Source organism: Micrococcus sp. APC 4021 (assembly GCF_030407635.1).
Classification (GTDB): Bacteria; Actinomycetota; Actinomycetes; order Actinomycetales; family Micrococcaceae; genus Micrococcus; species Micrococcus luteus.
The window spans coordinates 1-11,801 of the sequence record NZ_JASDCZ010000069.1; the positions used below are offsets into that span (position 1 = coordinate 1).

An 11,801-nucleotide genomic window follows, 5' to 3' on the forward strand; every position below is an offset into this window, starting at 1 on the left:
GGTGACGAACGTGTCCGGCAACGCCAGCTACGAGTACTCCCGCGCCGCCCTCCTGGCGGTCACCGAGGTGGAGGCCCCCGTCGAAGTCACCTCGCGGGACCTCGACGACCAGCTGGCGGAGGTGCTCACCCGCCTGCGCCTGCCCGGCTCCCTCCTGGAGCGGGTGGCCGGTGTGCGCAGCCGACGGAACTGGGACGAGACCGAGGACTTCCAGGAGGCCGCCGCCCGCGCCGGCGTCGCGGCCCTGGAGCAGGCCGGCGTCCCCCGGGAGCGGGTGGGCCTGCTCGTGAACACGTCGGTCACCCGGGCCACACTCGAGCCCTCCGTGGCCGTGCGGATCCATCACCTCATGGGGCTGCCGACCTCGGCGACCAACTTCGACATCACGAACGCGTGCCTCGGGTTCGTCAACGGCCTCATGCTCGCCTCCACCCTCGTGGACGCCGGCCAGATCGACTACGCGGTCGTGGTCGCCGCGGAGGACGCCTCGAAGGTGCAGGCCGCCACCGTGGCCAACCTGCACGCCGAGACCACGCACCGCGGCAACTTCATGGAGCAGTTCGCGTCCCTGACGCTGGGCTCCGGGGCCGCCGCCGCTGTCGTCGGCCGCATCGAGGACCACCCGGACGCCCACCGGATCGTCCGCGGGATCACCCGCGCCGGCACCGACCACCACGGCCTGTGCGTGGGCGACCACCACGGCATGTACACCGACTCCACCGCCCTGCTCAAGGACGGTCTCGAACTCGTGATGGACGCGTGGCACGACGTCCCGGCGGAGTGGGCGTGGCCGGAGGCCGACCGGTTCATCACCCACCAGGTCTCGCAGATGCACACCGACGCGATCGCGGAGTCCGCCCACCTGGACCCGGCGCGCATCCCGACGACGTTCCCCACGCTGGGCAACGTCGGCCCGGCGTCGCTGCCCATCACCCTCGTGCGGGAGATGGACACCCTGGAGGACGGGGACACGGTGGTCTGCCTGGGCGTGGGCTCGGGTCTGAACACCGCGATGCTCGAGATCGAATGGTGAACTGAAGGAGCCAGAGCCATGCCCCAGATCCCCGCCGCCCCCGCCGCCCTGCCGCCGGCCGACCGACTGCCCGGCTGGGACCCGGCGTGGTCCCGCCTCGTGGAGATCCGCTCCGCCGCGGACCCGGAGGGGACCGTGCGGACGCTGCACGTGGCGGACACCGGTCCCGTGCTCGCGGCGGCCGGGGCGGAGATCGTCGGCACGATCGTCGCGGTGCACGGCAATCCGACGTGGTCCTGGCTGTGGCGCTCCCTGCTCGCGGAGACCGTGCGCCGGGCACGCCGGGGCATGGCGGCGTGGCGCGTCGTGGCGCCGGACCAGCTGGACATGGGCTTCTCCGAGCGCCTCGCGCACGCGGGCTCGCCGTCCGCCGCGTCGATGGGCCGCGCGGGCGACACCTACCGCACGCTGGGCGGCCGCATCGCCGACCTGGACGCGCTGCTGGCGGCCCTCGGGCTGCGCGACCTGGCGGCCACCGGCCACCCGCTGATCACGCTCGGCCACGACTGGGGCGGCGTCGTGTCCCTCGGCTGGGCGGCGCGTCATCCGGAGCTGGTGGCCGGCGTCGCGACCCTGAACACCGCGGTCCACCAGCCCGAGGGGGCGCCGATCCCCGCCCCGCTGCAGGCCGCCCTCGCCGGGCCCGTCCTGCCGGCCTCCACCGTCACCACGGACGCCTTCCTCTCCGTGACGACCTCCCTCGCCACCCCGGCCCTCGACCGCGAGACCCGGGCGGCCTACCACCTGCCCTACGACACGGCGGCCCGACGCGGCGGCGTCGGCGGCTTCGTCGCGGACATCCCGGCCGACCCCGGCCACGGCAGCCATCCCGAACTGCAGCGGGTGGGCGAGGACCTCGCCGCCCTGGGCCGCACCGAGGTGCCCGCCCTGATCCTGTGGGGCGCCGACGACCCGGTCTTCCTGGACCGCTACCTCGACGACCTCCGCGACCGCCTGCCCCACGCGCGCGTGCACCGCTACGAGCAGGCGGGGCACCTGCTCGTGGACGACCGCGACATCACCGCGCCCCTGCTGCAGTGGGCCCAGCTGCTGCGCGCCGGCCAGCTCTCCGACCCCGCCTCGGGGCTGCCGGGCCCCGTCCCGCACGCCACCGCCGACGCGGCCGCCGACCCGGGCCTGGAGGTGGACCTCGGGGAGGAGCCCGGAGCCCGCGAGCCCGGCATGGTCCGGCTCTGGGACCACCTGCGCGACTGGGGTGCCCCCGGCTCGGACCACCGCGAGTACACCGCACTGGTGGACATGGCCGGCGCCCAGGCCGGCCGCTCGCTCGTGGGCACCGCCCGCCGACCCGTGGCGGTCACCTGGGGCGAGCTGCAGGAGATGGTCTCGGCCATCGCCACCGGGCTGTGGGCCGCGGGCATGCGACCGGGCGACCGGGTCGCCATGCTCGTGCCGCCGGGTCGCGACCTGTCGGCGGCCCTGTACGCCGTGCTGCGCGTGGGCGCCGTCGCCGTGGTGGCGGACCAGGGCCTCGGGGTCAAGGGCATGACCCGGGCGATGAAGTCGGCCCGCCCCCGCTGGATCATCGGCCGCACCCCCGGTCTGACGCTGGCCCGCGCCCAGTCCTGGCCGGGCACCCGGATCTCCGTGACCGAGCCGGGCGCCGCCCAGCGCCGCCTGCTCGACGTCTCCGACTCGCTCTACGCGATGGTGGACCGCCACCGCGACCCGGCCACGGGCGACGCCGTCGACGAGTACGGCACCGTGCTGCCCGAGCCCGCCCTGGACGCGGACGCCGCGGTGCTGTTCACGTCCGGCTCCACGGGCCCGGCCAAGGGCGTCGTGTACACGCACGAGCGGCTGGGCCGCCTCGTGGCGCTGATCTCCCGCACCCTGGGCATCCGCCCGGGCGGCTCCCTGCTGGCCGGCTTCGCCCCGTTCGCGCTGCTCGGACCCGCCCTCGGCGCCGCGTCCGTCTCCCCGGACATGGATGTCACCCAGCCAGCCACCCTCACCGCGCAGAAGCTGGCCGACGCCGCGATCGCCGGGCAGTCGAGCGTGCTGTTCGCCTCCCCCGCCGCCCTGGCGAACGTGGTCGCGACCGCCGACGGCCTCGACGCTCCCCAGCGCGAGGCGCTCGACGCCGTGCGTCTCGTGCTCTCGGCCGGCGCCCCCGTGCACCCGCAGCTGATGCGTCAGGTCTCGGACCTGATGCCGAACGCCCGGGTCCACACGCCGTGGGGCATGACCGAGGGGCTGCTGCTCACGGACATCGACGGCGCCGAGGTGCAGCGCCTGCGCGCCGCCGACGACGAGGGCGTCTGCGTGGGCTCCGCGCTGCCCACGGTGTCCCTGGCCATCGCGCCGCTGCTCGAGGACGGCAGCGCCGAGGACGTCATCCTCGACCCCGCGCGGGGCCACGGCGTCCTCGGCGAGATCGTGGTCAGCGCCCCCCACCTGAAGGACCGCTACGACGCGCTCTGGCACACCGACCAGCAGAGCAAGCGCGACGGGCTGTGGCGGCGGGACGGCCGGGTATGGCACCGCACCGCCGACGTCGGCCACTTCGACGCCGAGGGCCGCGTCTGGCTCGAGGGTCGGCTCCAGCACGTGATCACCACGCCCGAGGGCCCGGTCGGTCCGGGTGGGCCCGAGAAGACCGTCGACGCGCTCGGGCCGGTGCGACGCAGCGCCGTCGTCGGCGTCGGGCCCCGGGGCACGCAGGCCGTGGTCGTCGTCGTGGAGGCGGCCGTGCCGGCCACGCGCCCGGCGCGGCGCCCGGGTCACCACCGGGACGGCCGGCCCAAGCAGGGCCTCGCCCCGACCGCGCTGGCCTCCGCCGTGCGCGCGGCCCTCGAGCCGCTGCCGGTGGCCGCGGTGCTCGTGGCCGATGAGATCCCCACGGACATCCGGCACAACTCCAAGATCGACCGCGCCCGGGTGGCCGACTGGGCGGAGGCCGTGCTCGCCGGCGGGAAGGTGGGTGCGCTGTGAGCGGCTTCGGCTACGACGTCGACCTCGACGCCGCCGGGATGCCCGACCTCGTCGAGCGCCTCGCGTCGCGCCGCGTCCTGGTGACCGGCGCCTCGGGGCTGCTGGGTGCGGGCGTCGCCCGGGTGCTCGCCGATGCCGGCAACGACGTGACCACCCTGCAGCGGCGCCCCTCGGGCGTGCCCGGTGCGCGGGACGTGCGCGGGTCCGTGACCGACCCGGCCGCCGTCGAGGAGGCCCTGACCGGCGCGGACACCGTGGTGCACGTGGCCGCGAAGGTGTCCGTGTCCGGCCCCGAGCACGAGTACGAGGCCGTGAACGTCGAGGGCACGCGCATCCTGCTGCACGCCGCGCAGCGCCACGGCGTGCGACGCTTCGTCCACGTCTCCTCCCCCTCCGTGGCGCACGCCGGCGACTCCATCGTCGGTGAGGGCGCCGGAGCCGCCAGCCCCGAGCACGCGCGCGGGCCCTACGCCCGCACGAAGGCGGCGGGCGAGCGTCTGGCCCTGGCCGCCGACCGCGACGACTTCCGCGTCCTCGTGCTGCGCCCCCACCTGATGTGGGGGCCCGGGGACCTGCAGCTCACCGACCGGATCGTGCAGCGTGCGCGGGCCGGGCGGATGCCCGTGCTCGGCACGGGCGCTCCCCTGGTCGACACGCTGTACACGGCCAACGCCGTCGAGGCCGTGGTGGCGGCCCTGTCCGCGGCGGACGTGCACCACGGCGAGGCCCTCGTGGTCACCAACGGCGAGCCGCGACCGGTCGGTGAGCTGATCCGCCAGATCGCGCTGGCGGGCGGTGCCGCGGAGCCCGAGCGCCGCGTCCCGGCGGGCCTGGCCCGGCGCGCCGGCGCCCTGATCGAGCGGGCGTGGGAGCGGGACCTGTTCGGGCTGCGGTCCCGGGGCGTGGGCTCCGACGACGGCGAGCCGCCGCTGACCGAGTTCCTCGCCGAGCAGCTCTCGACCGCCCACTGGTTCGACCAGCGGCGCACCCGGGAGGTCCTCGCGTGGACGCCGACCGTGAGCATCGACGAGGGCCTGCACCGCGTCGCGGCGTACTACCGCGACCGCTGACGTCCGCCGCGGTCGGCACGGGCGCCCGCCCAGGGCTTTCGTTCGGGAAACGGCGGCGACTGCGCCGCCGTCGCCTCGGTGCCCGCCGTTTCCCGAACGACGACGCTCCTGGGGCCGCCGTTTCCCGAACGAAAGTGGGGGGTCAGGCGTCGATGCGCTCGCGGTCCAGCTCGTCGGCGTGGGAGACGATGAAGTCCTTGCGCGGGGCCACCGCGGAGCCCATGAGCAGGTCGAAGACGCGCTCGGCGGCCTCCACCTCGGCGATGTTCACGCGGCGGAGCATGCGGTGGCGCGGGTCCATGGTGGTCTCGGCCAGCTGGTCCGCGTCCATCTCGCCCAGGCCCTTGTAGCGCTGGATCGGCTCGCGGTACGAGCGGCCCTCCCGCTCCAGGCGGGCGAGCGTCGCGTGGAGCTCCTGCTCCGAGTACGTGTAGATGACCTCGCGTTCCTTGACGCCGCGGGTCACCGCCTCGATCCGGTGCAGCGGCGGGACGGCCGCGTACACGCGCCCGGCCTCGACCATGGGCCGCATGTAGCGGAAGAAGAGCGTCAGCAGGAGGGTGCGGATGTGGGCACCGTCCACGTCCGCGTCTGTCATCAGCACGACCTTGCCGTAGCGGGCCGCATCCAGGTCGAAGCTGCGCCCCGCGCCGCCCCCGACGACCTGGATCAGCGCCGCGCACTCGGCGTTGGCCAGGATGTCCGAGACGGAGGCCTTCTGCACGTTCAGGATCTTGCCCCGGATCGGCAGCAGGGCCTGGAAGTCGGAGGACCGGGCCAGCTTGGCGGTGCCGAGCGCCGAGTCGCCCTCGACGATGAACAGCTCGGAGGAGGCGACGTCGTTGCTGCGGCAGTCCGCCAGCTTGGCCGGCATCGTCGAGGTCTCCAGGGCGTTCTTGCGCCGCTGGTTCTCCTTGTGGGTGCGCGCGGAGATGCGCGACTTCATCTCGGCGACGACCTTCTCCAGCAGCGTGTGCACCTGCTGCTTCTGGGCGCGGGCCGTGGAGGTGAGGCGGGCGGTCAGCTGCTTCTCCACCACTTGGGAGACGATCCGCCGCACCGCGGAGGTGCCGAGGATCTCCTTGGTCTGCCCCTCGAACTGCGGCTCGGCGAGCCGCACCGTCAGGACGGCGGTCATGCCGGCCAGCACGTCGTCCTTCTCCACCTTGTCCGACCCGGCCTTGAGCCGGCGCGCGTTGGCCTCCACCTGGGCCCGGAACACCTTCAGCAGTGCCGCCTCGAACCCGGACTGGTGGGTGCCGCCCTTGGGCGTGGCGATGATGTTCACGAAGGACCGGAACACGGTGTCGTAGCCGACGTCCCAGCGCAGGGCGACGTCCACCTCGCACGTGCGCTGCACATCCTGCATGGAGGTGCGCCCGTCCTCGCCGAGCACCGGGACCCGCTCCTTGAAGGTGCCGGAGCCCTGGATCCGCCACACGTCCGTCACCGGGGTGGCGGGCGTGAGGTGCTCCACGAACTCGGAGATGCCGCCGTCGTACTGGAAGACCTCCTCGACCGGGCCGTCGGCGCCGGGCGTGCCGGGTCGGCGGCGCAGGTCCTTGACTGTGATCCGCAGGCCCGGGATCAGGTAGGCGGTCTGGCGCGCCCGCGCCTGGAGCTCCTCGGCGGAGAACGTCGCGTCCTTCACGAAGATCTGCTCGTCCGCCCAGTAGCGCACGCGCGTGCCGGTCTGCCCGCGCTTGGCCTTCCCGACGACGTCCAGCGGCGAGGCGTCCGTGGACGGCTCGAACGGGGCGGCCGGCGACGGGCGCGACCCGTCCTGGAAGCGGCCCGGCTCGCCGCGCCGGAACGACATCTGGTGGACCTTGCCGCCGCGCAGCACCTGCACGTCCAGGCGCGAGGACAGGGCATTGACCACCGACGCGCCCACGCCGTGCAGGCCACCCGAGGCGGCGTAGGAACCGCCGCCGAACTTGCCGCCGGCGTGGAGCTTGGTGAACACCACCTCGACACCGGACAGGCCGGTGCGCGGCTCCACGTCCACGGGGATGCCGCGCCCGTTGTCCTCGACCTCGACGGAGCCGTCCGGATGCAGGGTGATCTCGATCGACTGCCCGAAGCCGGCCAGAGCCTCGTCCACCGAGTTGTCGATGATCTCCCAGAGGCAGTGCATGAGGCCGCGGGAATCGGTGGAGCCGATGTACATGCCCGGCCGCTTGCGGACGGCCTCGAGCCCCTCCAGCACGGAGAGGTGGCGGGCGTTGTACTCGGTGTTCGCGGGCACGGGGCGGGCCTTTCGGTGGACGACGGCGGCCGGTCCAGCCTACTCCGCGGGCCGGACACGCCAGGGTTCGGGCCGGACGTCCCTGGGCAGCCCGGCCCGGCTGCTTGCGTACGCGGGTGGCGAAACGCGGGTGCGGGGCGGGCGCGCGGGGAAGTTCCCTGCCATCCTTGCTGTTCCATGGGACAAGAGGAGGACCGACCCGCCCCACCGGCGTCGTCGCCCTCCAGCCCCGAGAGACCCGAGGAGGACACCATGTCCATCACCGCCGTGGCCGAGCCGGCCGCCCTCACCCGTTCCGACCGCTGCGACCGCTGCGGCGCGCAGGCCTACGTCCGCGCCGTGCTGCACTCGGGCGGTGCCCTCCAGTTCTGCGCCCACCACGCCCGCGCCGTCGAGGACGCGCTGCGTCCCCAGGCCGCGCTGTGGCAGGACGAGACGGACCGCCTCACCGCCGGCGCCTGACGCGCCCGGCATGACGAAGGGCCGGACCCCCGCGGGGGTCCGGCCCTTCATCATGCCGCTCCGACTCAGTCCAGGTAGTCCCGGAGCACCTGCGAGCGGGAGGGGTGACGCAGCTTGGACATGGTCTTCGACTCGATCTGGCGGATGCGCTCTCGTGTCACTCCGTAGACCTTGCCGATCTCGTCCAGCGTCTTGGGCTGGCCGTCGGTCAGGCCGAAGCGCATGGCGACGACGCCGGCCTCGCGCTCGGAAAGGGTGTCCAGCACCGAGTGCAGCTGCTCCTGGAGCAGCGTGAAGGAGACGGCGTCCGCGGGCACCACGGCCTCGGAGTCCTCGATCAGGTCGCCGAACTCGGAGTCGCCGTCCTCGCCGAGCGGGGTGTGCAGGGAGATGGGCTCGCGGCCGTACTTCTGCACCTCCACGACCTTCTCCGGGGTCATGTCCAGCTCCTTGGCCAGCTCCTCCGGGGTGGGCTCGCGGCCGAGGTCCTGGAGCATCTGCCGCTGCACGCGGGCCAGCTTGTTGATGACCTCCACCATGTGCACCGGGATGCGGATGGTGCGGGCCTGGTCCGCCATGGCGCGGGTGATGGCCTGACGGATCCACCACGTGGCATACGTGGAGAACTTGAAGCCCTTGGTGTAGTCGAACTTCTCGACGGCGCGGATCAGGCCGAGGTTGCCCTCCTGGATGAGGTCCAGGAACAGCATGCCGCGACCGGTGTAGCGCTTGGCCAGGGAGACCACCAGACGCAGGTTGGCCTCGAGCAGGTGGTTCTTGGCCTTGCGCCCGTCCGCGATGATCAGCTGGATGTCCCGGCGCTCGCGGTAGTCGTCGGAGGCCTCGTGCTGCACGACGTGCTCGGCGTAGAGGCCGGCCTCGATGCGCATGGCCAGGTCCACCTCCTGCTCGGCGTTGAGCAGGGCGACCTTGCCGATCTGCTTCAGGTAGTCCTTCACCGGGTCCGCCGTGGCGCCCGCCACGACCACCTGCTGCACCGGGGCGTCGTCCTCGGAGTCGTCCATGACGAACGCGCCCTTGGACTGGGCCACCTTCTGGCCTGTGGCGGCCGTCGTGCCGGTCACGGCCTCCGCGTCCATCGCCGGACGCTCCGGAGCGTCCGAGCCGTCCGCGTCCTCATCATCAGAGTCTTCGGTGGCGGTCTCGTCCGCCACCACGTCCTCCTCGACGGCGTCCGCGGCCTCGGTGCGCTCGCGCGCCTGGACGAGCTCCTCGTCGTCCTCGGCCTGCTCGGCGGAGGCGGCGGACGCGGTGGCCTTCTTGCCCCCGGTCGTGGCGGTCTTCTTCGCGGCGGTGGTCTTGGCCGTGGCGGTGGTCTTGGCCGCGGTGGGCTTCCGGGTCGCCTTCTTCTTGGCCGTCGGCGTGGCAGCGGTCTTGGTCGCCGCCGACTTCGTCGCGGTCGTCCGCGTCGTGGCGCCCTTGGTCGTGGCGCTCTTCGTGGCTGCCGACTTCTTGGCTGCCGACTTCTTGGCTGCCGTGGAGCGGGTGCGCGTGGTCGTGGCCTCGGAGGCAGTGGTCTCCTTGCCGTCCTGCACACCGCTGGTCGTCGAAGTGGTCACTCGAGGCCTTTCCGTCTCGTCCGCGGCCACCCGCGGATCCTTGCAGTCCATAGACACGTGACCCTGTCAAGTCGCGGCCTCGGACGACCGACGTCGTCCGGGCCCGCCGACTGCAGGGTCCGTGAGTGCCAACGACGGCTGAGACCGATCTATTCCGAACCCGGGAAACGGGCTGCGGTCGGCCGTGCCGTCGTGAAGCCGCATCATTCTCTCATGGGCGGCCACCGTCGGGCCGCCACGCGGTGGCCGGGTCGGTCGCCCAGCCTGCGACGCACCCCGCGGCCACGATGCGTCGCAGGACGGAGACGAACGGGTCGCCGGGACTCAGCGCCGCCGCCGCGGTCAGGTGGGCGTCCGCGTCGGAGCCGTGGCCGCGGGCCCAGCCGACCCACCCGGCCAGTGCCAGGGCCTGAGCCGCCACGGCCGGCGTCGCGACGGGCACGAGCGCGCGCAGCCCCGCCCGCAGGGCGTCCAGCCGGTCCCAGGCCGGCGCCCGGCGCGAGGCCGCGGTGAGGATCCGTTCCTCGTCCCCCGGATCCCCCGTGGCCGCGCCGGACGGCGCGGCGGCATGGAGCAGCAGGCCGTCGCGCCAGGCCGGACGCGTCAGCGGCGAGCCCAGCACGGCGGGTGCGGGCGCACCGCGGCCACGCGCCGTGCCGGTCAGCACCGGCTCCCACTGCGCCAGCCACGCGCGGCGTGCCGGGGGCGCGTCCTGCTCGGGCGGCCGCCACCGCGCGTCGTCGGGCCGGGCCGCGGCGGGACCACGACGCGGGACCGGGTCGGACACCGCCGCGCGGTCCCAGACCGAACCGCGGGTCATCAGGTGCAGGGACAGCGGCGCGGCTCGGGGGTCGAGGGTGCCCTCCTCGGCGATGCTGCTCCCCCACCAGGGGCGCGCCCGTCCGTGCGCGCACGTCCAGGCCGCGGCCAGGGGGCGACCCGCGGACGCCAGGGCGTCGTCGAGCGCCGCGGCCCAGCCGGGACGGGTCAGCGTGGCTCGGGCGCCGTCCGGCAACGCGAGGCAGAGCGTCGCGTCCGCTGCCGCGTCCCGCCGGCACACCTCGGCCACGGCGCAGGCCCAAGCGTCGACGTCGACCTCCTCGGGAGGCAGATCGACCCGCACCACAGCGCGCAGGCGCCCGTCGTGCAGGGTGAGGAGGACGAGGCTGTCCTCGGGCAACCGCCCGAGGGCGTGGCCGACGTAGGCGAGCAGGTCCTCCGGGCCGCGGGCCGGCAGGACGGGGGCGTCGAGCGAGGTGGGGGCTTCCATGCCGCCACCCTCGCCGACCGGGCCCCCGCGGTGGAATCAGTCCCCGTCGTCGGTGGACGGACGGCCGGGTCCGTCCTCCTGTGCAGGAGCGGACCCGCCGCCGGCGTCCCGCGCGGCGAGGTACGCCTCGACGGCGGAGGCGAGTTCGTCGCCGTCGGGCAGGCCCTGCTCGGTCTCGAGCAACGACCGCTCCTGGTCCTCGGCGTTCTGGTCGTAGTTGCGCTCCAGGCCGGCGATCATCTGCTGGATCTCCCCGGACCCGGAGACCTGGCGCTCCAGCTCGGCCTCGATGTCCCGCGAGGCGTCTCGCAGGTCGTCCGAGGGCAGCATGAGCCCCATGGCGGCCCCCGCGTACTCGAGCGCGGCCACGGCCGCCTGGGGGAAGGACGCCTCGGCCACGTAGTGCGGCACATGGACGGTGTAGCCCGCCGTCGGCAGGTCCGCCTCCTCGGCGCGCAGCTCGAGCATCTGCAGCAGCCCCGCGACGATGTCCGCCTCCGGGCTCCAGGTGGACAGCCCCTCGACGGCGTCGGCGCGGGACCCGTGCGTCGTGACCCCGAGCCGCCGCGTGTGCGGCACGGGCAGCGGGGCCGCGTCGAGGAAGGTGAGCGAGTCCACCTCCCACTCCTGCGCGAGGCCGAGCACGGCCTCCGTCACCGCCTGCCACCGGAAGTCCGGCTCGGGGCCGGACAGCAGCAGGAAGGGGTGGCCGAGCAGGTCCTCGACCAGCTGCACCTCGAGCGCGGGCAGGCGCAGATCACGGTAGCGGTCCCGGTCGAACCGGAGCCGGGGACGCCGGGCGCGGTAGTCGAACATCGAGTCGACGTCGAAGGAGACGACGGTCCGATGGGTCAGGTGCTCGTGCAGCGCGGCCCGCACCTGCCGAGCGACCCGGCCCGCGTCCATGTGCCCGGTCAGGGCCACGAGCATGCCCAGGCCGGGGGGCACGGGCGCCCCCTCATGACGGGTGTACAGCGGCGCGGCGTCCTGCACGTCTCGTTCCCCTTCCGGTGGTCCGTCTGCGGGAGAGTCGTCCCCGCCGCCCGGATGGCGACGGACGCACATCCCTCCCTGTCCTCTGGCGTCAGTCAACCACGGCACGGCACCCTCCTATTCCGCGCCCGCGCGCCCTGGACGGGCGCGCGAGCCCTCTGACTAGGATGACGCGGGACGGCCCGGCCCA

At 74.2% G+C, this 11,801-nt stretch carries 8 protein-coding genes; 4 read left to right on the forward strand and 4 right to left on the reverse strand.

Features of this window, described 5'->3' with window-relative positions:
• The first annotated feature begins 1 nt into the window (after position 1).
• From QL983_RS07430 to QL983_RS07440, 3 genes are read left to right on the forward strand one after another with little or no spacing between them, the layout of a single operon-like run.
• Complete coding sequence (locus QL983_RS07430; protein ID WP_060973490.1) at positions 2-1,033, forward strand: 3-oxoacyl-ACP synthase III; 1,032 nt, start codon at positions 2-4, stop codon at positions 1,031-1,033.
• An 18-nt stretch (positions 1,034-1,051) separates the two neighbouring features.
• Positions 1,052-3,988 (forward strand): alpha/beta fold hydrolase, encoded by a 2,937-nt coding sequence (locus QL983_RS07435; protein ID WP_230297439.1) that lies wholly within the window; start codon positions 1,052-1,054, stop codon positions 3,986-3,988.
• Entirely contained in the window at positions 3,985-5,058 is a 1,074-nt protein-coding gene (locus tag QL983_RS07440; RefSeq protein WP_230297440.1) for an NAD-dependent epimerase/dehydratase family protein, read from the forward strand. The genes QL983_RS07435 and QL983_RS07440 overlap by 4 nt, the downstream gene beginning before the upstream one ends.
• Before the next feature lie 142 nt (positions 5,059-5,200).
• On the opposite strand, the gene QL983_RS07445 is transcribed toward QL983_RS07440, so the two are convergent.
• The gene (locus tag QL983_RS07445) at positions 5,201-7,306 is read right to left on the reverse strand and encodes a DNA topoisomerase IV subunit B (RefSeq protein WP_036314098.1); all 2,106 of its coding nucleotides are present in this window, start codon (positions 7,304-7,306) and stop codon (positions 5,201-5,203) included.
• A 252-nt stretch (positions 7,307-7,558) separates the two neighbouring features.
• On the opposite strand from QL983_RS07445, the gene QL983_RS07450 reads away from it, so the two are divergent.
• Positions 7,559-7,768, forward strand: coding sequence for a hypothetical protein (locus QL983_RS07450; protein ID WP_002858172.1), 210 nt, complete (start codon positions 7,559-7,561; stop codon positions 7,766-7,768).
• 65 nt (positions 7,769-7,833) lie between these two features.
• Here the strand turns inward: QL983_RS07450 and QL983_RS07455 are convergent, their stop codons facing one another.
• The 3 genes from QL983_RS07455 to QL983_RS07465 all read right to left on the reverse strand — a co-directional run bounded on the left by QL983_RS07455 (position 7,834) and on the right by QL983_RS07465 (position 11,611).
• On the reverse strand, positions 7,834-9,399 hold the full coding sequence (locus tag QL983_RS07455) for an RNA polymerase sigma factor (RefSeq protein ID WP_205805457.1): 1,566 nt from the start codon (positions 9,397-9,399) through the stop codon (positions 7,834-7,836).
• Positions 9,400-9,559: 160 nt separating this feature from the next.
• Positions 9,560-10,618: a DUF4192 domain-containing protein gene (locus tag QL983_RS07460; RefSeq protein ID WP_012750911.1), complete on the reverse strand. Its 1,059-nt coding sequence runs from the start codon at positions 10,616-10,618 to the stop codon at positions 9,560-9,562.
• A 36-nt stretch (positions 10,619-10,654) separates the two neighbouring features.
• Positions 10,655-11,611 carry a PAC2 family protein gene (locus tag QL983_RS07465; RefSeq protein ID WP_036314094.1) on the reverse strand — a complete coding sequence of 319 codons (957 nt, stop codon included), beginning with the start codon at positions 11,609-11,611 and terminating at the stop codon, positions 10,655-10,657.
• Positions 11,612-11,801: the final 190 nt, after the last annotated feature.

Excerpts from the sequence above, each read along its gene's own strand:
- QL983_RS07460 (WP_012750911.1), bottom strand. The coding sequence starts at position 10,618 with ATGGAAGCCCCCACCTCGCTCGACGCCCCCGTCCTGCCGGCCCGCGGC.
- QL983_RS07450 (WP_002858172.1), top strand. The coding sequence starts at position 7,559 with ATGTCCATCACCGCCGTGGCCGAGCCGGCCGCCCTCACCCGTTCCGAC.
- QL983_RS07455 (WP_205805457.1), bottom strand. The coding sequence starts at position 9,399 with ATGGACTGCAAGGATCCGCGGGTGGCCGCGGACGAGACGGAAAGGCCT.
- QL983_RS07435 (WP_230297439.1), top strand. The coding sequence starts at position 1,052 with ATGCCCCAGATCCCCGCCGCCCCCGCCGCCCTGCCGCCGGCCGACCGA.